At 48.6% G+C, this 23,159-nt stretch carries 20 protein-coding genes; 2 read left to right on the top strand and 18 right to left on the bottom strand.

Annotated elements, in window-relative coordinates:
• Nucleotides 1-89 precede the first annotated feature (89 nt).
• From EBB54_RS10205 to EBB54_RS10265, 13 genes are all read right to left on the bottom strand, one after another.
• The gene (locus EBB54_RS10205; RefSeq protein WP_125127356.1) at nucleotides 90-770 is read right to left on the bottom strand and encodes a DUF6100 family protein; all 681 of its coding nucleotides are present in this window, start codon (nucleotides 768-770) and stop codon (nucleotides 90-92) included.
• Entirely contained in the window at nucleotides 733-1,293 is a 561-nt protein-coding gene (locus tag EBB54_RS10210; RefSeq protein ID WP_016216725.1) for a DUF5697 family protein, read from the bottom strand. Before EBB54_RS10210 ends, EBB54_RS10205 begins: the two co-directional genes overlap by 38 nt.
• 65 nt (nucleotides 1,294-1,358) lie before the next feature.
• Nucleotides 1,359-3,863 (bottom strand): VirB4 family type IV secretion system protein, encoded by a 2,505-nt coding sequence (locus tag EBB54_RS10215; RefSeq protein WP_243127617.1) that lies wholly within the window; start codon nucleotides 3,861-3,863, stop codon nucleotides 1,359-1,361.
• Nucleotides 3,829-4,245 carry a PrgI family mobile element protein gene (locus EBB54_RS10220; RefSeq protein ID WP_162307120.1) on the bottom strand — a complete coding sequence of 139 codons (417 nt, stop codon included), beginning with the start codon at nucleotides 4,243-4,245 and terminating at the stop codon, nucleotides 3,829-3,831. The genes EBB54_RS10215 and EBB54_RS10220 overlap by 35 nt, the downstream gene beginning before the upstream one ends.
• Nucleotides 4,242-6,269 (bottom strand): C40 family peptidase, encoded by a 2,028-nt coding sequence (locus EBB54_RS10225; protein WP_243127618.1) that lies wholly within the window; start codon nucleotides 6,267-6,269, stop codon nucleotides 4,242-4,244. The genes EBB54_RS10220 and EBB54_RS10225 overlap by 4 nt, the downstream gene beginning before the upstream one ends.
• Nucleotides 6,270-6,371: 102 nt before the next feature.
• Nucleotides 6,372-8,468 (bottom strand): hypothetical protein, encoded by a 2,097-nt coding sequence (locus tag EBB54_RS10230; RefSeq protein ID WP_125127358.1) that lies wholly within the window; start codon nucleotides 8,466-8,468, stop codon nucleotides 6,372-6,374.
• A gap of 35 nt (nucleotides 8,469-8,503) precedes the next feature.
• Complete coding sequence (locus tag EBB54_RS10235) at nucleotides 8,504-8,863, bottom strand: hypothetical protein (protein ID WP_125127359.1); 360 nt, start codon at nucleotides 8,861-8,863, stop codon at nucleotides 8,504-8,506.
• 305 nt (nucleotides 8,864-9,168) lie between these two features.
• The gene (locus EBB54_RS10240; protein WP_016216730.1) at nucleotides 9,169-9,801 is read right to left on the bottom strand and encodes a hypothetical protein; all 633 of its coding nucleotides are present in this window, start codon (nucleotides 9,799-9,801) and stop codon (nucleotides 9,169-9,171) included.
• Nucleotides 9,785-10,858, bottom strand: a complete 1,074-nt coding sequence (locus EBB54_RS10245; protein WP_125127360.1) for a hypothetical protein — start codon at nucleotides 10,856-10,858, stop codon at nucleotides 9,785-9,787. Before EBB54_RS10245 ends, EBB54_RS10240 begins: the two co-directional genes overlap by 17 nt.
• 160 nt (nucleotides 10,859-11,018) lie before the next feature.
• A complete protein-coding gene (locus EBB54_RS10250) occupies nucleotides 11,019-11,231 on the bottom strand; it encodes a DUF5348 domain-containing protein (RefSeq protein ID WP_016216732.1) in 213 nt (70 codons plus the stop codon).
• Nucleotides 11,232-11,518: 287 nt separating this feature from the next.
• A complete protein-coding gene (locus EBB54_RS10255; protein WP_125127361.1) occupies nucleotides 11,519-12,565 on the bottom strand; it encodes a Fic family protein in 1,047 nt (348 codons plus the stop codon).
• Nucleotides 12,566-13,034: 469 nt separating this feature from the next.
• A complete protein-coding gene (locus tag EBB54_RS10260) occupies nucleotides 13,035-13,982 on the bottom strand; it encodes a SpoIVB peptidase S55 domain-containing protein (RefSeq protein ID WP_243127619.1) in 948 nt (315 codons plus the stop codon).
• 360 nt (nucleotides 13,983-14,342) lie between these two features.
• Entirely contained in the window at nucleotides 14,343-16,421 is a 2,079-nt protein-coding gene (locus EBB54_RS10265) for an elongation factor G (protein WP_004078343.1), read from the bottom strand.
• 565 nt (nucleotides 16,422-16,986) lie between these two features.
• Between EBB54_RS10265 and EBB54_RS10270 the strand changes: the two genes are divergently transcribed.
• Together EBB54_RS10270 and aroA are read left to right on the top strand one after the other, a co-directional pair.
• Nucleotides 16,987-18,084 (top strand): prephenate dehydrogenase, encoded by a 1,098-nt coding sequence (locus tag EBB54_RS10270; protein ID WP_125127362.1) that lies wholly within the window; start codon nucleotides 16,987-16,989, stop codon nucleotides 18,082-18,084.
• A gap of 35 nt (nucleotides 18,085-18,119) precedes the next feature.
• Nucleotides 18,120-19,415: a 3-phosphoshikimate 1-carboxyvinyltransferase gene (gene aroA, locus EBB54_RS10275; RefSeq protein WP_004078339.1), complete on the top strand. Its 1,296-nt coding sequence runs from the start codon at nucleotides 18,120-18,122 to the stop codon at nucleotides 19,413-19,415.
• A 93-nt stretch (nucleotides 19,416-19,508) separates the two neighbouring features.
• On the opposite strand, the gene EBB54_RS10280 is transcribed toward aroA, so the two are convergent.
• The 5 genes from EBB54_RS10280 to folP all read right to left on the bottom strand — a co-directional run bounded on the left by EBB54_RS10280 (nucleotide 19,509) and on the right by folP (nucleotide 23,133).
• Nucleotides 19,509-20,075 (bottom strand): PIN domain-containing protein, encoded by a 567-nt coding sequence (locus EBB54_RS10280; RefSeq protein ID WP_125127363.1) that lies wholly within the window; start codon nucleotides 20,073-20,075, stop codon nucleotides 19,509-19,511.
• A complete protein-coding gene (locus EBB54_RS10285; protein ID WP_004078336.1) occupies nucleotides 20,072-20,890 on the bottom strand; it encodes an ImmA/IrrE family metallo-endopeptidase in 819 nt (272 codons plus the stop codon). The genes EBB54_RS10280 and EBB54_RS10285 overlap by 4 nt, the downstream gene beginning before the upstream one ends.
• 11 nt (nucleotides 20,891-20,901) lie before the next feature.
• The gene (locus EBB54_RS10290) at nucleotides 20,902-21,234 is read right to left on the bottom strand and encodes a helix-turn-helix transcriptional regulator (RefSeq protein ID WP_004078335.1); all 333 of its coding nucleotides are present in this window, start codon (nucleotides 21,232-21,234) and stop codon (nucleotides 20,902-20,904) included.
• Between the two features lie 170 nt (nucleotides 21,235-21,404).
• Nucleotides 21,405-22,274 (bottom strand): 2-amino-4-hydroxy-6-hydroxymethyldihydropteridine diphosphokinase, encoded by an 870-nt coding sequence (gene folK / locus EBB54_RS10295; protein WP_004078332.1) that lies wholly within the window; start codon nucleotides 22,272-22,274, stop codon nucleotides 21,405-21,407.
• 43 nt (nucleotides 22,275-22,317) lie between these two features.
• Nucleotides 22,318-23,133: a dihydropteroate synthase gene (gene folP / locus EBB54_RS10300; protein ID WP_125127364.1), complete on the bottom strand. Its 816-nt coding sequence runs from the start codon at nucleotides 23,131-23,133 to the stop codon at nucleotides 22,318-22,320.
• Nucleotides 23,134-23,159: the final 26 nt, after the last annotated feature.

Genomic DNA, 23,159 nt, shown 5'->3' on the forward strand with positions numbered 1-23,159 from the left:
CAATACCGGGCGTTTTCTGCCTTTGGGAAGATATGTATTTTTTAGGGACAGAAATCTGCCTGTTTTTACATATGTTTTTCCGCTTAAATCTACCGTGTTTCATATAATTTTACCCCCTTATCCGGCATAGCGCGCTCTGTCACCAGCCATAATGGAAAATCATTTTTAGGTACAACATATACCTCGGTACGGTCATCCGTCCCCGACACACTGCAGTAATAATGGGCGCATACCTTCGGACTGTCATCGGGCATAACATACAATGCCACAATGTCCGATACCATATTGACCTCAATATTGTCATGATCCCGTTTCTGGCGCTCTGGCCGATCCCTGCTATAGACATGCCGATAAACCAAAACGCAGTCCCGGTACCGGACCGGCGGCTGTGTCTGGAAAAACCTCCGCATGGCAGGGTATAAAAAAGAGCGGATATAATCCGCTGAACCAGAAGACTTTTTGGGAAGCAGCGCCGGAATACGGAGCGCAAACCAGCCATCTGCCGTAAAGCCAATCTCAACCGGAATACTTTCTGCCATACAGTTTTCTACTGCAGCTCCCGCCATAGGGCATCCAGTATATGCCGGAAGCCTTCTTGTGAAAAGCGCCAGCCGTTCTGAGATTTCTTCCAGCCGGAGGGCTGCATCGTATGCCGCCTGAAAATCCGCATCTTTGTAAAAGCGGCGCACATAAGCCATCTCTGACTCCAGACTTCGTTTCGCCAGCTCCACTTTATCCAGGACTTTTATGAATGAATTCTCTCCTGCCATTTCCTACCGCCTCCTCTGAATAAAAAATAATTTTTGGTTCCTCCTCCCCCTGGAAATCAACCGTTGCAAACAGACACGGCGCATCCGGCAGTTTCAATTTTTCCGCCATTGCAATATGGGGGACAATAATGATATATTTCAAATCCTCCTGCGGCTGTAAAAGCCTTAACTGGCTCTGTTCTCCTTCATAGAGAACCACAATCTCATACCCGATGTTTTCCTTTAGAAAGAAAAGCTGCGACGGGTAGACCGCAGGGTAATGAGCCATCGGATCTACATAGTCAATAAACTTGAGCAGCACCCATACTGCCAGTATGATACGCTGATCCGGACGACACATGGGATCCAGGCCAACGTAATAGCCGCCTGACACATCTGCTATCTGCATCTGCTTTTTCAGGTTCCGAAGAATCTTTTCGGCTGTCTTCTCCGGCTTTTGCAGCATCCGGACAATCTGTGTCTTTGGCAACGCCCCATACTGGGACAGCCATTTCACAACGTACTGCTCATCCTGTAACAGCATTTCTGCCACCTCCTTGTCAGTATAATAAATGTGGGCTGTAAGTATTTGCGCCCAAATAAGTATTTCTATGCGGAATGCGTTTTTTCTTTCTGCCGCTCCCGCAAAATTGCTTCCAGTTCCGCACGGTCTGTAGTAATCATTTCCTGTTCTTCCTTGGAAGCTTTGATTACTACCGGCACCTTATTGTTGTTCGAGTATACTAACGCCTCCCCTCTCTCGAACCTTGTAATGGAACGGACCTCTGTTTTCGTCAGCTTCAGGACATCCTGGACATAACGGGCCTCATCCGGCTCCAGGTTCAAAATAATTTTGTTTTTTGAATTATTGACGATTGCCCGTCCGTATTTCCCATCTTCCAGGCTGAAGAAATCCGACAAATCCTGCGTAGCTGAAATAGCAGCCCCGCCAAATCCCCGGATTGTCTTAAAAATCGTCAGGCAGAATTCCGCTGCCTGCCTGTTGGAAGATGCCCCTACAAGCTGCCAGATTTCATCAATCATGATCGCTTTCTTTTTTGTCCTGTCTGCTTTCACATTATCCCAAACATAGTCCAGGGCAATCATCATCCCCACCGGAAGCAGCTTACCCTTCAGTTCAGATAAATCCAGTACAATATATTTATTGCTCAAATCCACATTGGTCTGTTGGTTAAAGGACTGCGCTGAACCTGTAACAAAGCGGCTTACAATAACGGCAATCCGCTGCGTCATTGGGTTTTCCAAAAGATTTTTATGGAGATCCCCAAGAATCGGCATCGTCTTCATCTTTGGATGTGCCGCTTTCCTGTTTTTATATAAAGAATCGTTATCATGCGTGATGCCGAAATCAGCATATGTCTTAATCAGCGCCTCATCCAACATCTGTTCCTCCTCATTCGTCATGTCTGGAATCAGCAGGGAAAAGAAAATCATCAGCTGCTGGATTTTCCTTGCAAGCATGGAATCCATCTCGCTGTAATCCATCTCGTCAATCAGTTCCATCTCTGGTGTAATCGTATGCCGGATTTCCATGACATTGATACAATGCGGAGAACCGGGCGCTATCTTGATATACTGGCCGCCGATCCGGTGACAGGCTCTTTTGAACTCATGTCCTTTAATCGGAGCCAGAATATAGCACTGGATTCCTCTCATGCGCATCCTAAGCGCAAGCAGCTGAAGCGTAAAGGTCTTTCCGGCTCCGCTGGTACCGAGCAGGTTCAGGTTGGCGTTTTTATTTTTCTTCGTATTAAACAGGTCTACAATGCACAGTGAATTGTTATGCCGGTTGACGCCCAGCAGCACACCTGTATCATCCGACATTTCAAAGCTTGTAAACATATAGGTAGACGCTGCTCCGCTGGTAAGCACATTCCTCTGGGACTTCTTTTCCAGAGACGGCGCTATCTGCCGAAAGGGCATTACGGATCGCAGCGCCGCCTCCTGCTGGAATTTACAGTCGCTAATATACATATCCATAGATTTCAACATATCGGAAATCTGCTGCTTCCGCCACATCAGCTCCTCATAGCTTTTCGCTGATACCGTCACAAACACAGACATATAAAACAAATCCTCATTGTTATTTGCAATCCCATGCTTTATGAAATACCCTGCCTGAATGGAATTCGTAAGTTCCTCGTAATCGGTACTGGTGTCCTGCATACTTTTGAGTTTCGTGCGGTTCAACCGGATACGCTGCGCCACCTTGTCAATCGTTTTGCTTCGGTTCTCACGGCGGAGATGGACATCTATGTCAATCCCTTCCCCGGCATTAATCAGCGCCGACATCCAGCCTGCACGTACCATACCGGGATAGCCGTTCCCTTTGATATATAAAAACGAATAGTACAGCCCGTCCATAATGATATAGTTATAATGCGTCAGGTCAATCCCACGCGGCGACAGAAAATGCGCCATTCGGATATGCGGTATCGGGTCCACCCCGATGACCCGATTCTTTGCCGCCATTGTGTCAACCACTACCCGGTTCATCCGCAAAGAGAATGCCTCGTCCACACAGGAACAGCGGTTAAAAAACATATACAGGATTTCCACCGTAGCTTCATCCGGATCCCTTGGCTGCAGGATAGAGTTTCCACATTGCAGAAAATATGCTTTTGCATTCTGTTCTGCGGTCTGCAGCATTCCGTATATCTGAGAAAAATCGTCGTTATCCCCTCGTCTGATTTCTTCATACTGGAAAATCAAAAAGAAGCGCCTTGTCAGCGCCTCCCTGCTTCCCACATCTTTAATCAGGCGTATATATCCTTCACCGAGCGACCTGCACTGCCTATCCTCTTCCTCTGCCAGCTCTTCCTGGATCATTGCCACATGTTTATCAGAATCCGCCTTTCTGGTAATGCTCTTAAACTGCAGGCGCATAGGTGAAATTTTCAGCCAGCTTGCAAAGGATGAAATGATGCTAAACTGCTCTTCCCCGGAACGGAGCATGAAATTAATCGGCTCTATCTCCAAAATCTTGATAAATCTTCCGTCCGTTGTCTGTATGATTCCGTGTGTAATGTCTTTAATTGGAATAAAATCCTGCACGAAATCAAGCTTTTCCAGCTTTTTTCTTTGTTTTTTCAACTTTTTTCTTTGATCTGCCGCCTTTTTTCCTTTTGCGGAGCTGTTTCGGATCATAATGATAACCCACCCTTCTGAAATGTAGTTTTCTTTTTTTCGCCATGTAGCGGACTATGTGAACCAGGTATTGAAAAAGGGAATCTCCGTCAATTCCCATCATGGCGACAACCGCTGTTGGCAGAAGCGTCACAGTCATGACGACAATTCGTATGGTTCCCGGCATGGAAATCAGCATCAGCTCCGGATAACCCAAAAGCGCCACCAGTATAACTGCTTCAATCGCATTCCTCGGTTCCAGCATACCTCCCAAAATCTTACCTGAGTCTGTATAATTTGCCGGTATGGCATAAATATTGTTATACTCTTTATCCTCCAAATAAATCACCTGCCTAATCTGTAAATTGTTGCTGTTGTCCTAAACCGTCCAAGCCGCAGCGCCTCGTTATGGTCTGGAACGTAAATATCCACACGGTGTATGTCATTTTCAATTCCGGATCCGCCGCGATCTTCTACCGTATACATTGTACCGTTAATCATAATCTGTGTTCCAAACGGATAATGGCTGGACATGGCCACCATTCCCCTGGAAGCTATTTTCCCACTGGCAGTAATGCCGTTTGCATTGCTTCCACAGCATTTTGCGCAGGCACAATAATGCGTCACGTCTACCTCCAGAGTTGAAATCGGCGTACCTTGAATATTGTCCGGAACCGGCGCGTCAAAATCCACATTCTGTGGCCTCCTAAGCTCTAATGTGGCTTCATAGCTTGGAGAATTTAAGATAACGCCTTCCCCGCCTGATGAATGTACCCACATCCGCCTGCCATCTTCTCCATATCCGGCAAAAATAAGCACATGGCTCCACCCTTGTCCGTTCGATTCTCTTAAAAACCCCAAATCTCCAGGAAGAAGTTCACTTGCGGAAACAGCAGCCGTTTCTTCCCACTGATTCCATGTTCCCCCATAAAGGTTCACTCCCACAGCCGTCTTATAGGTCCAGTCAGTAAAGCCGGAACAATCCAACCCATATGGTCTGATGGTTCCGCTTGTTGTAGAACCTGCAGCTGTTACCAGCTTTGGCGTATTCCATTCATCATTCCATCCCGGACCTGATTTTCCACCCCAGAAATACGGAACCTTCCCTACGAGCGAAAGAGCTGTTGTCAAAATATGTTTTCGTGTAGCATTACAGTTTTGCCGGTTCACAAATGCGATTAATTCCGCATCTGTCAAAGGAACAGACTGCCCGTCTCCTGCTATTCCATACAGCGTCATTTTAAGCGCTGTGGCCATCTTTTGGATTGCTTCTCCATAAGTGATTCCAAATTGCTCATATGGCGCATCCAGGTTAAGCCCAAATGCTGTGGCAATTACGGCATTATCAAATGGATGAATCGTACATTCTATATATTTAATTGTCTCCGTCCCCGGCGTAACTGTTTCTTTCCCATCCGCCTGATAATAGGTTTCCTCCGTAGTGCCGGTGACTGCGCCGCCAGAATAAACCGGGAGGGATACTGTCACGCTTTTATATGCGTCAATCTCAACCGGCTCATTACTGGTATGGGATTCATCCGGCAGGTAATATGTCTTTTCTGCGGTTTCATACCGGTACTGCGCCACCCCATTGACGGTGCCTGTTTTCACTTTATCGGTTACAACCGTCAGTGTCACTGGTTGATAGGTATAATAAGTGACCGGGATAATGATTTCCTTCTGCTTTTCCTCTGATGTGACCGGGAACATGCTCCCGGCAACGTTTCCGAGTTTTGAAACCATATCCTCTTTCTTTGTGTTTTGCTGCTGCATGGAGGCTGAATATGCCGCCAGGATATAGCTGACATCATATCCCGATGAACTTTGTGCATAATTAACCAGAGCCTCCATAGATAAGTCATAGTCATACCCGCCATCGGATATCATTCTCTCCACTTTGGCAAGCGCCTGGCTATACCCATCATCCACCACGTCAGAAACCGCTCCTGCCATCTCCGCATAAACCGCAGTCGGCGTGACACCCTCTATCGGCTTGTTCCCATCCAGCCCAAATATGCTGTTAAAAACAATCGAGGGCAAGGACACTATCATAACAATCAGAAACAGCAGGAATAGACAGATACAAACTAAAACTTTGAACAAAGTATGACGCATAGACCAGGCAGCCGAAAGAACAGCTCCCCATGGCCCTCCTGCAGCCGTTCCCGCTGCAATCTCAGCGGCAGCTTTGCCACCCTCTACACTGGCTTTTACAGTCGCTGCAGCCGCATTGGATGCCTGTTCTGCTCCTTTAGCGGCAGTCTGCTTCACAGCTTCCTGCCCGGACTGTCTGGCTGCTTTCGCCATCTGGCCGGCTGCCTGCCCATAATTGTCAGATCCATCACCAATCTGCTGCTTTGACGGTTCAGCCATCTTCTCCACCTCCTATTTCAAGCTGCAGTGCTGCAGCATATATTTCTTCCATAAACGTAGAAAAGCCGAATCAGTTTCCCTGGTCCAGCTTTCCGTTTTTCATTATCTTTTACGTCTCGGCGGCTTACTCCCAAAATTCTTTCTCGGTTTCGGCTCTGCAAACCGTGCCGGCGTCTGCTTGTAACGCACGGTTTCCACCGACACAGAGCGGACATTCTCTCCGTCATAAACGGGTTTTCCATTTTCATATACAGGCTTGTGTTCCACAGATGCCTCTCCACGTACCGCATACCACTGCCCGCCGCGCGCATCTTCAAATACCTGATAATCACCGCGGGGTGCAGCATACTGCGCAGTGTCAAAGAACATCGTACCCGAACCATTCTCATGACGAACTTCAAAATGCCCATCAGCACGGCCGGAACCATCCACAGAAGATATCTGCTGCTCATATCCCGGCATAAATTCCTGGAACTGTGCCTGATTATACATGGCTGCCGCGGCGCCGGATTCAAATTCCGGCGTCTGGGCATGCTGCTGCATTGCATACCAATCCACACCGTTTGCTGACTGCATAATCGTATGCGGCGCATCCGGCTCATCATAGTAAGCGCTGTTATACCACATAGAATTGCTGCCATCGGCTCCGCTCGCCTCGATAACGCCGTCTCCGACTGTCCGCAGCGTTGTCCCCTCTGCTGCATCCGGAAAGGCCTGTGCGACCTGGGCTGCCTCAGAAATGTCTCCTGAAAATGCAGGTGCATCGTAAAATGCCCCAGCGCCTGCCCCGGATGCCATCTGATACCACTGGCTGCCGTCTGATGCCGTAATAACGGAATGTGGCCCGTCCGGCTTGTCAAACTGGGCTGCGTGATACATCTCCACATTGGAACTCTGTCCGTTTGCAGATGTAGCAACGGTGCTGATCTGTCCGCCGGATATCTGCGTATCCTTTAACTGGTATCCGCCAAGCTGCGGCATATAGTTACCAAGGCTGCGGTCTGCAATATCTCCAGCTATGCTGCCTGATACATTTGGACTTCTGGATGCAACCGAAGAAATAGAATCTCCTGTAAGAGCCGCCCCGTTACGGGCTGCCATTCCTCCAAAAGCACGGCCCACAAAGCCAACGCTTCCACCGGCCCCCATACGGATTCCGCCATCCACAACTGCATCCCTCACATAACTGTTGCCCTTAAATTTGCTGGCAAACCCGGCCGCGAATCCACTTGCCGCCGCACCGGTTCCGGTTACAGTGCTTCCGCCTTTTCCGAAAACGCTTCCAGCGCTTCTGGCCCCGCCTCCGACACCGCTGATTACCCTTGCCGCCATTAAAAGCTCCATACCCATACTGGAACCAGTCTGTGCTACATTCAGTCCCATCGCCGCCAGATAAGAATCAAATTTCTGTGCCGTTTTTAAGAACGCCAGGGCGCAAAACAGCCAAAGGAAGATGCTGCCCTGACCTGTCGAAAGCGCACCGCCATTTCCCATATACTGTCCTACGGAAGAGTTGAACCCCCGCAGGAACCATACATTCATTACAAGCAAAAGCAATTGGGAGCCAACCATCCTGCACCAGCTTTTGAATACTGGCGCTGTCGTTTTGGAAGCCCCTATGGAAAATGCCAGAGGGGAAGTATAGCAAAGAACGCCTACCACAATATAACGCTCTACTGTTTCAAGCAATAGCTTAAAATAATTCCATCCCAGAGAAATCTCCAGAATAACCAAAAGCAGCAGCCCTACCACAGACACAACCGCGACAATCGTAGTCAGCCCATTTGATAATGCTTCCTCAACGCCGGCAAACGTAAAATCCTCCGCCGTCATACTGATATCCATAAGAGCCGTATATGGCGCCCTTGCAATATCCAGCGTAATCATAAAAATCGGCCGGGCATATCCTATCAGCAATGCAAAGATAGAACTCCTTGCAAGCAGTGTCCACGGATTCTCCGCTTCCGTAATCGGGCCTCCAAACACACGAAAGAGCTGCCATACCGTAATCAGGAACAGTACCGCCCACGCTGTGTACTGTATAACCGTAAAGGCTTTGGCCACAAATGGAAAATATTCCTCCATTGCTGTCATATCAGTTCCAAGCGCCTGAAGGAACAAGCCGGAAACCGCATCCATCATTTGGGATACGATACTGCTAATCCAGTTCACAATCCCTTCAAATATCCAGTCAAGCATCTTTCACCACCTCCCATCTGGCTTGACCGGGAAATTTAACCTGCGTAATTTCCACCGGCAATCAACGGCTGCAGGTAAGCAACGATAAAGCCCAGTGAATTGAGGACAATCCATGTCACTACAATCCGCTTCAGCCAACTGGTTGCTTCATCCACTGCACGCTGGTTCCTGGAAACCATCCTGACAATCAACGCAATCGCAGCGGCTGTGACCGCAACAATCGTACTGATTCCCACCAACTGACCATACACATCTTTCATAATCTTGGAAAAACGATCCCAAATCGTGTCGGCCATGACCGGCTGCAGGGAAATAAGCGTCACACACGCCATCCCTACCAGCGACCAGTAGGCAGTTTTCAGATGTTCCCTGCCCTTTTTCAGTTGTTTTACCATACGAAGGTACCTCCTTTGATTTTTTGGCGTCAGATAAATCTCGCATAGCGGGATTTTCCGCCTGCGGCAGATTGCGCAAGCAATATCCTTCCTCTCTGCCGCAGTGCGATAATTTTTTTCGTGCTATAGGAAATCCGCAGGATTTTTTATAGCATGAAAAATGCCGCTCCAAAAGCATCTTGCTCCTGAAACGGCATCTCCTACGCCCTCTCCCAATTTGGGACGATATCAGTATACCTCTTTTCCGTTTGCATGTCATCGGCTCTATAGCGCCACTTTTACGCCACTTTACTGCCATTTCATTTTCATTCCAATCCCTCCATAAGCGTCAGCATTTCCAGCCAGAAATCCACATCCTTCGCCGGAGCCGCCCACAACCGGATGGAGAGAATGGTGATTGCCTGTTGGCGGAGGCGGTAATAGTGCCGGGAAGACATGTCCAGTCGGTAGAGAAGCTCCGTATGGTTCAGATGCTCCGGCGATATGTACGTCAAATAAACCAGCTGATACAGCTTCTCCCCATTCTCCGGCTTTTTCTTCAGCACCGTAAGCGCTTCATTTACCCGATCCAGGAGCAGCCTTGATTTCTGGATGCCATCCATCCGGTTCTCCAGCTTCCGGTTCCCCATAGCCATTTCCACATCCATATGCTCAATCAAGGCATCCACTCCCTCAAAGGGCTTTTCCAACTCCTCCGCAATAGTTTCCGGGAAACATTCCATCATCCAGACGATGGTGCGGTATTGCTGCAGAAGCATAAGCGTATTGTGATAGCTGTTCCTGGTCTTCTCCTGCTTTGCAGAACGCACCTTCTCACTGTCAATCTTCTGATCCGCAAGAATCCCCCTCTTTGTCAAAAGGCTGATAAATGCATCTGATTGTGCCAAAATCTTTTCTTCCTGCTGTTCATACAGCTTTTTTTCATCCTGTCTGCTCATATGTGAATAACTCCTTTGCTATTTTTGTGATGTCCACAGGCATACACGGCCCGCGGATTTTACTCGTTTCTATCACTGCATCCGTATATATACTTTTACCCTTGCAGTCATATATACAATTCTTACAACTCCTACACGGAGAAAGATACGCGCGTATTATAGGGCCGGAAAGTGCAACGCCCCCTTCTGGCTCATTTTGATGCGTTCCTTCCGCCATAGCCCCAGTCAGTTTCCTGCTGTACCATGTGACGATACAGTTAAGCTGTTCATGGTCAGAACCTTTTTTCTGCGTATTTGCACCCAAAATGCGTATTTTATCCAGAATACTTATAATATCCTCCTGGGTAGGCATTGAAACCTCTGTACCGGTTGGGTACAGTCTATTAAAAATGAGGCAGCCATAGGATCCGGGCAGACGGTACAGAGCAAAGACATCCCCATGCTTCTGAAAAAACCTCCATACCTTCGTCTTTTCCCAGCCCCATCGCTGACCCAAGGCTTCCAAAGTCAAAACGGCGCCATATTTCCCATACTGGACAGCCGGCGCCAGGAATGAAAACACATTGTTTGTTTCCTCAAATACCGTGTGGCACCAAAGGTCAAGCCATGCGTCAGATTCCTCAAATTTAGTTTGCTTTGCGGCAAGCCGCTCTGTTATGCTGCGGGGAAGGCAGAGAAAACCATACCCTTCGGTGGCATAAACAGACCCATCCATACAAGCCTCTCCTGAGCATTTCAAAACCCAGTCTGTAACCTGATAGGTGAGCTTTTTCGTTTTTGTATCCAATGTATATTCAAGATATCCCAACTCTGAGAGCGCCTGAAGCGTTTCCAGCGCCTTAGAGCGGCTTTTCATACCCAGTATGCTCTTTAGCCCTACAACGCCTCCAGACCACATGCCAGGGCTTACAGTGTTGCTATAACCACAATAAGAGGCCTGTCCTTTGCGGAATGCCGCACGGGATGCAAGCTTCGCCCAGTATCCCATAAGTCCTTTGCCTTCTGGCAGACGATTACGGGGCAGTTTTACCCATTGATACTTCATTAAGCATTTCACATCGGACACCTCCTTCCTAAAAATGGACACGTTCGCCTATCGGCTCACTGATCGCGGTATTCGCCATATGGGAACGCAAGCGTCCCCGCATGGCTCATTACTCGCACAAAAATAGGGCGACCTCTTTTTTCCCTAAAGAAGCCGCCCGGCAATTAAACTGCTAAAGTCTTACAACCAATCCTGAAATGTTATCTGTCTTGATACCCACCAGATACCAGTCTTCACCAAGCTCAATCCTGGTGGGTACCCATTTGCCATTAATCAGCACATCCATACCAGTTCCACAATGTAATCCCCCATAATAAGATTCCAGTCCAAATCGTATGTCCATCCGCTCGCTTGACGGATCGTAAAATAAAGATCCCTGTTTCATAAAATTTTCCTCCAATTCTTTTTCAATCTCTTTACTAAGTATTTCCAGTTATTTACTCTTAAATCACTACATGATATAATGAGTTTACTCATTCAACGAGTAGCAAATTGCGATTACAGATGCCTGCATCTGTAATATAATAAAAAACGACCAGACAGGTTAGCTACTCCTATCTGGCCGTTTATGACAAGTATGAAATTGTCTTAAATTCCTAATAATATTGTGTTGGGAAATCAAATAATTTCTGTCATTTATGATTTTTATGACGTAAGCAAACTATTTTCCACTTAAATTCTAACATATCCTGTAGCTGGCCCTGAGCCAACCTTTGCAATGTGACCATTTTTAACTAATTCTGTCAAAGTCCGTTCTATTGTTGTTTTACTTATATCCGGACAAGTATCCATGATTTCTTTCTTTGTAATTTTTCCAATCTTTTGATCAATTAAAGCTTTGATTCTATCTGGTTTAGAAAGACTTCTGTTTTTTAAATGTTCCACACGATTTTCAAACTCATTATATGCTTTTAATGTAACTCCCAGATAGTATCTTACAAAAGGCTCATAGGCATTCTCATTTTCATGCCAGTCTCCGGAACTTGCCTGTAATGCCTCATAATAAGTTTCCTTTGTCTTTTCAATCAGCATTTCCATACTGATATATTTTCCTACAATATATCCAGCTTTATAAAACAAAAGGAGTGTAAGCAAACGGCTCATACGTCCATTCCCGTCATTAAAAGGGTGGATACACAGAAAATCAAGGACAAACATTGGAATCAATATCAGTTTATCAATATAATCCGCTTCCCATGCCTCCCAAAAACGATTGCAGAGTTCCTCCACTGCTTCTGCCGTCTGAAATGCTGGAACAGGAATAAACCGCACTTTTTCATGGCCTTCAGAATCTATCTCAGCGATCAGATTATCAGAATTTTTATAATTGCCACCGACAGCTCCACGTGAGAAAGAGTATAAATCCCGATGAAGCTGCAAAATCATATTTGACCTCGGAACAATATATTCATAGCTTTCATGTATCATGGCAAGCACTTCCCGGTAACCTGCAATTTCCTCCTCAGAACGGTTGCGTGGTTCTGCTTTCTGATTTACCAGCTCTTTTAACCGCTTATCTGTTGTATAGATACCTTCAATACGGTTAGATGCTCCTGTACTTTGAATCATAGCCACTTCCAGCAATGTTTTTAATTCGTCCTGATTTGCCTCAAAGAATAACTCCTGTTTTCCTTTATGTTCATGAATACTGGCAATCATTTGGACAATTTCTGGTGTTAATAATTTTTCAGGCGTTTTTCTATAATCAAATATCCTCATATTATTTACCTCATTTCTAAAATATCTGCATCATTTTACCACAAAATGACGGAGATTCCAATACAATGACGGAGATATTTTCTTGTACTTATCCTTTACCACATCACGCAATGCTTCATAGAATTTTCCTCCAATTCTTTTTCAATCTCCTTACTAAGTATTTCCAGTTATTTACTCTTAAATCACAACATGTTATAATGAGTATGCCATTCAACGAGTAGCGAATTGCGATTACAGATGCCTGCATCTGTAATATAAGAAAATTGACCAGACAGGTTAGCTACTCCTATCTGGCCGTTTATGACAGGTATTCAATTATGAATATGTATTTACCGAAACTGCTCCTCCTTTCACTTACATTCACATATCCGCGCAGATACAGTGTCCCATTCTTGGTCAATGAATTAGGATAACCACCAGAAACGCCCTATTTATCAGCATTTCCTGTGTTGTCCTTATTATAACTCACTCACATTCCCTGGATAATCCCTCCTGTTTTGTCGAGCAGTTCCTGATCCGTCACCTGAAATACGATCCCCTTATTGACCTCCTTAGGTTCCGGGTCCACGCCGTTGATCATGACCGAGTATTCCCGGATCTCATCCTCCAGGTAGCAGCGGATCACCGCCTCCCCGGTCCGGATCTCCTCCTTCGAAGCTACCTGCACAGGAATCTGTTCCCGGAACAGGTCGTCGATCTTATCCACGGCCCCGTAGATCCCGGCTTCCGTATTTTTGTCAATGCTGCCCAGACGGTTGAAGGAATTGTATACGATCAGACCTTCCATGCTCCCTGGGATTCCGTATTCGCCCTTGAGTATGGAGCGGATGCTGGTCTTATACAGGCTTCCGTCTTCTATTTCCATCAAAACATTGGTATCCGCGTCATGGATTCCATGCCCCAGTGCCCCGAACCTGCTGTTCTGGTTGAGAAAGGTGATGGTGCCCAGTCCCTGCACGTTGTCCCGGACCCAGATACCCAGCTTATAATCGTTGGGCGCGTTTTCCACCGCCTCCAGACGCACGTCCATGGTCTCATCCTCCCTGCGCAGGGTCAATACCACCTCTCTGTCGGTCAGATTTTTCAGAACCTGGATCAGGTCATCCTTTCCGGTAACATTTTCCTGGTTGATTCCTACGATATAGTCTCCGGATTTTACGAGATTGTTGGCCGGATCATGCTCCTGTCCGTCCACGCCTTCAATGGTCTGCGTATCCAGGACTAAAACGCCGTCCGTTTCCATATAAATGCCCACAGGCATCCCTCCCACCAGGACCGTATCCTCCCCGATCTCAATGGTGCTGACTTCCTCCTGGGGAATATAGCCTGCCGCAGCCCATCCCAGGCACCCGGAAGCCAGCAGCCCGGCGAAAAATACGGCCCCCAGGATCATGCTTTTGATTCCTTTGTTCTTCATGCCGCCATACATCCTTCCTGTTCTCATTTTCTCACGTAAAGATTCCATTTATACCCAAAGCTGAAAAATTTTTGTATCCCTTAAATTATAGGTTTTTGCATACAAAAACGAATACCGCACAGTTTTTGGTATCCGTTTTTCAGCTTTGTCATTATTATATGGACTCAGGAAAGATTTCACACTGGTATTCTTATTCACAGATTTCCTTTTTTTTCAAAAAAAATGAGAACAGCGGCATCTCCCCGCCGGGAAGCGGCGGCGTTTTTTTACATCCCGAAGGGTTATGAAAAGGAGACTGCCGTCTTTCTTTTGATGGCAGTCTCCTTCTGTGCGGAAAAATCCGCACAGTCTGGAATTTTTTTATGCTTCAGCTGCGGCCCGTGCAGCGATCTCTTTTTCCTGTACATCGGACGGAGCCTGCTCATATCTGGCAAATGTATATTCGTAGGTTCCTCTTCCGCCGGTCATGGAGCGCAGGATCGTGCAGTATCCGAACAGTCCGGTCATGGGGATGTCGGCCTCGATCACCTGCTTGCCGCCTGCGATCGGGTTCATGCCCAGTACGCGGCCGCGGCGCTTGTTCAGATCTCCCATGACATCTCCGGTATAGCTGTCCGGAACGGTCACCTTCAGCGATACGATGGGTTCTAAGAGTACCGGCGACGCTTCCATGAAGCCCTTCTTAAATGCCTGGCAGGTAGCGGTCTTGAACGCCATCTCCGAGGAGTCTACCGGATGGTAAGATCCATCGTAGAGAATCGCCTTCACGCCTACAACCGGATATCCGGCCAAGGGACCCTTCACCACGGAATCCTGAAGGCCCTTTTCCACTGCCGGGAAGTAGTTCTTCGGCACTGCGCCGCCGACTACGACCTCTTCAAATACATAAGGCGTCTCCAGATCTCCGGAGGGTTCGAATTTCATCTTCACGTGGCCGTACTGTCCGTGTCCGCCGGACTGCTTCTTATACTTGGTGTCCACGTCGGAATTTTTGCGGATGGTCTCGCGGAAGGCAACCTTCGGTGTCTCCAGGACAATCTCCGCTTTGTATCTGGACAGCAGCTTGCTGACCGCGATCTCTAAGTGCTGGTCGCCCATGCCGTAGAGCAGGGACTGGCGGTTCTCACTGTCGATGACCGCCTTGAGAGTCACGTCCTCCGCCATCATACGCGCCAGGGACTGAGATACCTTATCTTCCTCTCCTTTGTTCTTAACGCGGTATCTCATATATGTATACGGTACGGAATACTCGGTCTTTGTATACAGCACCTGTGTATTCTTCGTGGAAAGCGTATCGCCTGTCTTCGTATTTGCCAGCTTCGCGATCGCGCCGATATCTCCCGCAAACAACTCGCTGACCTCCGTCGGCTTGTTGCCGCTCATGATATACAGCTTGCCCGGCTTCTCCTCTGCCTCGCTGGTTGCATTGAAAAGAACATCATCGCCTTTGAGTACACCGGAGCACACCTTTACGAAGGAATATTTTCCGATAAACGGATCCACCATTGTCTTGAATACATAAGCGGTCTTCGCCTTGGAGAAATCGTAATTGCCTTCGAAGATATCGTTGGTCGTCCGGTTGATTCCCGCACAGCTTCTCTTGTCCGGGCTTGGGAAGAAACGCACGATGTCGGACAGCAGGTTCGCAACGCCCTGGGCCTCAATATTGGAGCCCATTGCTACCGGCACGATGTCTCCGCCCATCACTTCGGTACGCATGGCCGCGCGGATCTCTTCTACGGAAAATTCTTCTCCGCCGAAATACCGCTCCATGAACTCTTCGCTTGTCTCTGCCACCGCTTCCATCAGGGAATCACGCAGGGTCTGGAGGTTCTCCTGGCAGTAATCTGGGATCTCGCATTCCTCTCTCTGGCCGATGCCGGTATATCTTCTTCCCGCGTTCTTGATGATGTTGATATATCCGACCAGCTTCTCGTTCTCACGGATCGGCTGGAAATGGGGCGCGATCTTCTTGCCGTATCTTGCGGTCAAATCTTCCACAACCTGACGGAAGCTGGCATCGTCCACGTCCATCTCTGTCACGTAGATCATACGGGGCAGATGGTACTTCTCGCAGAGTTCCCATGCCTTCTCCGTGCCTACCTGCACCCCGGCCTTGCCGGATACCACGATCACCGCCGCGTCCGCCGCGCTGACTGCTTCCTCTACCTCCCCGACAAAATCGAAGTATCCCGGGGTGTCCAATATATTGATCTTGGCCTTTTCCCACTCAATCGGCACGATGCTTGTGCTGATAGAAAATCCTCGCTTCTGCTCTTCCTTATCAAAATCACTGGTCGTATTGGACTCGGAAACCTTGCCCATACGCTTTGTAGCTCCGGATACATATAACATTGCCTCCACCAGGCTCGTCTTACCGCTGCCCCCGTGTCCAAGCAATACTACGTTTCTGATTTCATCCGTTCTGTAAACCTTCATGCTGCTGCCTCCTTGTTTCTATTTTATGCGCATCTGCCCAAGAATCGTCCAAACCTCCTCTGTACATCCGCTATCCGTACAAATTCATTTTATCTTTTTCTTACCACAGCCGTACACACTCTGTAAATATTGTACTAAACTTCTGCCCTTATTACAACTCTTTTATAAATTTTTCACATATTTTCTACATCTTTTTTCTTTTCCCTCCTTAAAACCCCCTCTTTATCGTACTCCCTTCTCCCCCCACTTCCTCATATGCCGCCCCCCGCCGCCTACATTCCCCACAGCTGCCGCCGTTCCCGGTAAGCCGGAAAACAGCTCCGTCAAAAAGAATGGTCCAAAGGAACCTCTCAAACAACGCCAGCGCTTAACGAGGTCCTTTCGAGTTTAGCACTGCTGCGTTGTTTGCGAAGCGAAAGCGGGGTGACGCGGACCATTCTTTTTGACGGAGCGTCCTCCCCCCGCTCCCCTCAATTCGGCGCAACTCTCCCTTTACTTTTACGATTTAAAATGCTAAAATATTTGTGGTTTTTCATTTCAAAAAAATATAAAGAGAGGATAAAACATGCACGTAAAGAAAACAGGTTTCATCGGCCTGGGCCTGATCGGCGGCTCCATTGCTAAAGCCATCCGCCAGTATCATCCCGACTGTGAGATCCTCGCATTTGATAAAAATAAAGAAACACTGGCCCTGGCCGTACAGGAGGGGATCATCCACACCTCCTGCTCCTCCATTGACGACAATTTCCGGGACTGCGATTATATCTTCCTGTGCGCTCCGGTCTCCTGTAACACAGCCTATCTAAGCCAGGTGAAAAACGTCCTTGGCCCGGACTGCATCCTGACGGACGTGGGAAGCGTCAAGACCTCCATCCATGAGAAGGCGGCCCTTCTGGGGCTGGAAGACCATTTCATCGGGGGGCATCCCATGGCCGGGTCGGAAAAAAACGGATTTGTCAACGCAAAGCCTCATCTGATCGAGAATGCCTACTATATCCTGACCCCTTCCGCAAAGGTGTCCGAGGAAAAGGTGCAGGCTTACCGCGCTTTCGCAGAGTCCTTGAAAGCGCTGCCCATCGTTCTGGACTACCGCCGGCATGATTATGTGACCGGAGCCATCAGTCATCTGCCCCACATCCTGGCGGCAAGCCTGGTGAATTTTGTCCGGGAGCACGACACCCCTGAAGAGCTGATGAAGATGCTGGCAGCTGGCGGCTTCAAGGATATTACCCGCATCGCTTCCTCGTCTCCCGTCATGTGGCAGCAGATCTGCCTGAAAAACAGAGAACATATTTCCCAAATATTGGGGGAATTTATCCGGACTTTGACAGAGGCGAAAGAGGCGGTGGACCAGGGGGCGGAGCAGGCGCTCTATTCCATGTTCGAGACTTCCCGGGATTACCGCAATTCCATGCCTGAGTGTTCCTTCGGGCCGATCAAGAAGCAGTTTGCCGTATACTGCGACATCATCGACGAGGCCGGGGGAATCGCCACCATCGCCACCATCCTGGCCAGCAACATGGTCAATATCAAGAATATCGGCATCATCCACAACCGGGAATTTGAAGAAGGGGTGCTGCGGATTGAATTTTATGATGAGGATGCCTCTGCCAAGGCAACCACGCTGCTGAAAAAACACCGATACATCGTATATGAGGTGTGAATTTAGAAGATCAATACAGAAAGGATCAATGCATTATGGAATTAACGAATATCACCGGTTTAAAAGGAGAAGTCACGGTACCCGGAGACAAATCCATCTCCCACCGAAGCATCATGTTCGGTTCCATCGCGAAAGGCACCACCGAGGTACACAATTTTCTCCAGGGGGCGGACTGCCTGGCCACCATCGACTGTTTCCGCAGGCTGGGAATCGAGATTGAGAACAAAGAGACCTCTATCCTCATACACGGGAAGGGACTGCACGGCTTAAGTGCGCCGGCAAATCTTCTGGATGTGGGGAACAGCGGCACCACCACGCGGCTGATCTCCGGGATTCTGGCCGGACAGCCTTTTGATTCCAAGCTGTCGGGGGATGAATCCCTGAACTCCCGTCCGATGAAGCGGATCATGGACCCTCTGCGGCAGATGGGGGCCAATATCTCCAGTATCCTGCGCAACGACTGCGCGCCGCTCTTCATCACCCCTGCCCGGCTTCACGGAATCCACTACGATTCTCCGGTGGCCTCCGCGCAGGTCAAATCCTGCATCCTGCTTGCCGGACTGTACGCGGACGGGGAAACCTCCGTGACAGAGCCAAGCCTGTCCCGTAACCATACGGAACTGATGCTGCAGGAATTTGGCGCAGACCTGCGCTTGATCCATGCCCTGGACGGCAGCACAAAGGCTACCGCTCTGATCCGGCCCTGTGATGAACTGTATGGGCAGAAAATCACCGTGCCCGGGGATATTTCTTCGGCCGCTTATTTCATTGCCGCTGGGCTTCTCGTTCCGGATTCTGAGATCCTGATCCGAAACATCGGCATCAACCCGACCCGGGCCGGCATTCTGAATGTGTGCGAGGAGATGGGGGCTGATATCTCGCTTCTGAATCAGCGGAAGGAAGGGGGCGAACCGGTTGCCGACATCCTGGTGCGTACAAGTCGGCTGCACGGAATCACGATCAAAGGAGAGATCATCCCTACTTTGATCGACGAGATCCCCATCATTGCGGTCATGGCTGCCCTTGCCGAGGGAACCACCTTCATCCGGGATGCGGAGGAGTTAAAGGTCAAAGAGTCGGACCGCATCGAGACGGTCACCGACAACCTGAAAGCTATGGGATGCGACGCCATCCCCACCGCAGACGGTATGGTGATCCGGGGCGGCAGACCGTTACACGGGGCGGCCATCCACACCCTTTTAGACCACCGGATCGCCATGGCATTCAGCATTGCGGCCCTGACGGCAGAAGGGCATACCAAGATCCTGGACAGCCATTGCGTGGACGTGTCCTTTCCGGGATTTTATGATACATTTGAGAATCTGCTGTAGTGCTTTTGCAGCCTTGAACACCTGCTGCGGACAAGCTTTCCGCATATGACGGTATATAAAAAAACCTGCCGGCGGCAGGTTTTTTTATATATCTTACAGACATCTGCGCAGGGAAGCGAATCTGCTCTTTGCCTTGATATTGTGATCCGCTGACAGCTTCTGCATCCACTGCCTGTCCTCCTCCTTGTACGGTTCCTTCCAGAACCGTTTGATAAACTTGATAACCTGGCTTTTCAACGACCAGTTCAAATCTGACGCAAGGTTCACAGCGTTAAAATCATCTACTGTTTGAAGTTCATCCGCCTCCCCCAATAAATACCGCAAAATCAATAACTCCGCAAATGTAAAAGGCATCACCTCATACTCGAGCTGCAATAAAGACATATAGGGCCCGCCTGGTTTGATATCATCTGTGACAAGGGAATAGGCACCGATTGTCTGCGCAAGGGAAATTGCATATACCTCTCCCAGATCACCAGTTCCGTACAACAGCCGATTTTCATCCACATTGTTTTGAAACATTTTGAGTACCGATTGACTTTCTACGCTTCGAATCTGTTCATAAATAAATACACCCTCTTCAAAAAAATCAAACAATATCTGCTGGCGGCCGGCACGGTAGAGATGAATCATCACATTCGTATCCAACGAGGCTTTCAATCTTCCAGTCCTCCTATCAGTTCATCAAGGTCGTCATCTTTCTGCCTGCGGCAAACCAGTTTGTCACTGATATCTTCCATTGTCAGATGGCAGCAGTCCAAAGCCTTTTCAAGCGTCTCTCTTGGGATGGCATTGTGGTTATAATTATAGATCACATAATCTATATACTCATATGGAATCTCAATTTCCCTGGTGATCTCATTTAAACGTCCATTTCCTCCGACACACCGCAGGAGATTCCCCACACGTGACTGATTTCGCTCATTATCCAGCCTGACTCTTTCATCACAGCCGATCTTCCCCAGGTTCTCCAGACGATTCAATGCCATATCAAAGCTTACATGGAACTCAGACATCATCCTTGCTATGTCCATTGCGGACAATCTGTTTTTCCTGAATTTTTCCACTTCCAGATCCAGGAATTTGTCTACTTCATCTCCTGGCATCAATAAACATGCCGCAAAATAATTGGCCTCCTGTTCGATTTTATCCGTACTTTTTCCCGATATCGTAAATGCATCATCTATACATGACACCGTACTTTCCAGATGGAGAATGGCATGCCCAATCTCGTGTGCCAGTGTGAAAATCTCTCTCGATAAGCGGCTGCATGTATTGGTAAAAATAATCGTATCCGCTTCTCTTTTCAGGACAAAACCAAGATCGGCCTCCCTGCCGAGGGGATATCTCAGCAATTTGCAGCCGAATCGGTCGCATTCTCTGAATAAATTGATAATTCCATAACGGCTGACTTTACATTTTTCACGAAAAGACTCTGCTTTGATCCGTATTTCCCTTTTTCTATGATTTTGCATAACAGCTCCTTCTATATCTCCGTATCATGCTGCAGTTTCATATAGAGATGCTTGTTTGCATAAAACAGGTCCAGCATATCGAATATTTTTTGTGAAGACGAATTTTCAGAGCCCCCTCGATAGGCAACGGCCGGAGGTTCATCCAAAACCCTTGTGATATCTCCAACTGCTGCATCCAAAACCGCTGCAATCCGGGAAAGCAGCTCAAGCGTAATTTGATTCGTTCCTTTCTCAATGCGGGCATACTTCTGCCTGCTGACTCCGATCTGTTCAGCCATCTGCTCCTGTGTGAGATGCTTTGCATGTCTCAATGCCTTGATGCGGCTTCCTAATAATGCATTCATTGGATTCCCTCCATTCTTCCTGTAACCAATTTACATATCATTTTTACCGCCCTCTGTAATTTCATTGTATCACCAGATCGCTCTTTGTCAACCAAAATGTTATAAAACCATAACATTATATTCCATATATGGACTGAATTTAACGCAAAAGTTCTTTTGAGCTACCAGAATCACGTGCATTCCTCCAGCATTTCCTGTACAGTCTTTCCGTAAACCGGATGCCGCCGATAAGGGGCGATTTCGCAGAGAGGCTCCAGTACAAACCGCCGCTTGTGCATCTCCACATGTGGAATGCACAGCTCGTCGGATTCCAGAATCAGGTCATCGTAAAAAATAAGGTCCAGATCCAATGTGCGCGGCCCCCAGTGTATGATCCGCTCTCTCCCCGCCTCCTGCTCGATCCTGTGGAGTTCCTCCAAAAGCTCCTCAGGCGTCAGCAGCGTGCGGAGACTGAGACAGGCATTCAGGAAATCCTCCTGCTCCGTCATACCGTAGGGGGCAGTCTCATAATACTTGGAGACCTGTTCCACCGCCCCCGTACAAGAGGATCTGTCCCCTTCCTCTCCATTGTTCTCCCCCCCTTTGGCCGGAAACAGCGGAAGGGAATCCAGAGCCTTCACCGCCTGATCCAGATACGCCTTCCTGTCTCCCATATTGGAGCCCAGGGCGATATATGCCCTGTGCCACTGCCGCAGGATTTCCACGGAAACCGTTTCCAACGGAAGGCCAATGGGCGCCCAGGGCTTTTTCACCTCCAGCCGCACCTTTTCCAGGCCTGGAATGTGAATCAGCAGTTCTTCCGCCAGGCATTCCGCCGCACGTTCGATCAGCGAGAATGTATGCTCTCTCATGAACATATCTATGAACCGGCAGACCTCCCCGTAATCCGTGGACGCGCTCAACGCATCCGTTTTCCCCGCCCTTCGGGTATCCGTATACAAAACCGCAGACACCAGAAACTTCTGTCCCAGTTTATTTTCCTCCGGAAACACGCCGTGCCTTGCAAATACTTCCAGATTTTCGATTTTTATTTTGTCCATCTTTCCTCTCCCTCCCCCAAATCCTTTCCTGACTCCCTCTGTTTTACAGGTCATGTACCCGCAGGATCGCTTCGGTCATTTTTACCGCCCGGGCATTTGCCTTCACATCATGAACCCTGACAAACGAACAGCCGCTTTGCACGCCCATCACCGTTGTCACCAGAGTTCCCTCTTCCCTCTCATCTGCAGGGAGATCCAGAGTCAGTCCGATGACCGACTTTCTTGAAGTTCCCAAAAGCAGGGGATACCCCAGTCGATTCAATTCCCCCAGGTTTTTCAGCATTTCCAAATTCATTTCATAGGTTTTTCCAAAACCAATGCCCGGGTCCAGGATGATCTGCTCCTCCCGGATGCCTGCTGCCTTCGCCAGATTCACAGATTCCTGCAGATCCTCAAGAACCTCCGGAAGAAACGCCCTGTACTCTGCCTTCTCCCGGTTGTGCATCAGGCAGCAGGGTACGCCGTATTCTGCGATTAACCGGCCCATATCCGGGTCATATTTGAGCCCCCAGACATCGTTGACCAGATCCGCCCCCGCTTCCAGGGCGGCGCGGGCCACCTGGCTTTTGTAGGTATCTACAGAGACCGGCACGTCAAATTCCTGTTTCAGCCTACGGATCACAGGAACCACACGCCGGATCTCTTCCTCCTCTGTGATGCGCACATGTCCCGGCCGTGTGGATTCCCCTCCCACATCCAGAAGATCCGCCCCGTCTTGAAGCATTTCCTCCCCGTGCCGCAGCGCATCGTCCAGATCCTGAAAACGCCCTCCGTCTGAAAAAGAGTCTGGGGTCACATTGAGTATCCCCATAATATAAGTCCTGTGTCCGGTGTCAAATGTTTTTCCGCCTATCTGCATCCTGTTCTCCTTCCGGTATGGTTATC

The organism is Schaedlerella arabinosiphila (genome assembly GCF_003885045.1).
Classification (GTDB): domain Bacteria; phylum Bacillota; class Clostridia; order Lachnospirales; family Lachnospiraceae; genus Schaedlerella; species Schaedlerella arabinosiphila.

What these genes read in the sequence shown, in the direction of transcription:
- EBB54_RS10210 (WP_016216725.1), bottom strand. Translation starts at nt 1,293, where the DNA reads ATGCTGTTACAGGATGAGCAGTACGTTGTGAAATGGCTGTCCCAGTAT.
- EBB54_RS10240 (WP_016216730.1), bottom strand. Translation starts at nt 9,801, where the DNA reads ATGAGCAGACAGGATGAAAAAAAGCTGTATGAACAGCAGGAAGAAAAG.
- EBB54_RS10225 (WP_243127618.1), bottom strand. Translation starts at nt 6,269, where the DNA reads ATGGCTGAACCGTCAAAGCAGCAGATTGGTGATGGATCTGACAATTAT.
- folP (WP_125127364.1), bottom strand. Translation starts at nt 23,133, where the DNA reads ATGCAGATAGGCGGAAAAACATTTGACACCGGACACAGGACTTATATT.
- EBB54_RS10230 (WP_125127358.1), bottom strand. Translation starts at nt 8,468, where the DNA reads ATGCTTGACTGGATATTTGAAGGGATTGTGAACTGGATTAGCAGTATC.
- EBB54_RS10235 (WP_125127359.1), bottom strand. Translation starts at nt 8,863, where the DNA reads ATGGTAAAACAACTGAAAAAGGGCAGGGAACATCTGAAAACTGCCTAC.
- EBB54_RS10260 (WP_243127619.1), bottom strand. Translation starts at nt 13,982, where the DNA reads ATGAAGAACAAAGGAATCAAAAGCATGATCCTGGGGGCCGTATTTTTC.
- EBB54_RS10265 (WP_004078343.1), bottom strand. Translation starts at nt 16,421, where the DNA reads ATGAAGGTTTACAGAACGGATGAAATCAGAAACGTAGTATTGCTTGGA.
- EBB54_RS10255 (WP_125127361.1), bottom strand. Translation starts at nt 12,565, where the DNA reads ATGAGGATATTTGATTATAGAAAAACGCCTGAAAAATTATTAACACCA.
- aroA (WP_004078339.1), top strand. Translation starts at nt 18,120, where the DNA reads ATGGAATTAACGAATATCACCGGTTTAAAAGGAGAAGTCACGGTACCC.
- EBB54_RS10250 (WP_016216732.1), bottom strand. Translation starts at nt 11,231, where the DNA reads ATGAAACAGGGATCTTTATTTTACGATCCGTCAAGCGAGCGGATGGAC.
- EBB54_RS10285 (WP_004078336.1), bottom strand. Translation starts at nt 20,890, where the DNA reads ATGCAAAATCATAGAAAAAGGGAAATACGGATCAAAGCAGAGTCTTTT.
- folK (WP_004078332.1), bottom strand. Translation starts at nt 22,274, where the DNA reads ATGGACAAAATAAAAATCGAAAATCTGGAAGTATTTGCAAGGCACGGC.
- EBB54_RS10290 (WP_004078335.1), bottom strand. Translation starts at nt 21,234, where the DNA reads ATGAATGCATTATTAGGAAGCCGCATCAAGGCATTGAGACATGCAAAG.
- EBB54_RS10205 (WP_125127356.1), bottom strand. Translation starts at nt 770, where the DNA reads ATGGCAGGAGAGAATTCATTCATAAAAGTCCTGGATAAAGTGGAGCTG.
- EBB54_RS10270 (WP_125127362.1), top strand. Translation starts at nt 16,987, where the DNA reads ATGCACGTAAAGAAAACAGGTTTCATCGGCCTGGGCCTGATCGGCGGC.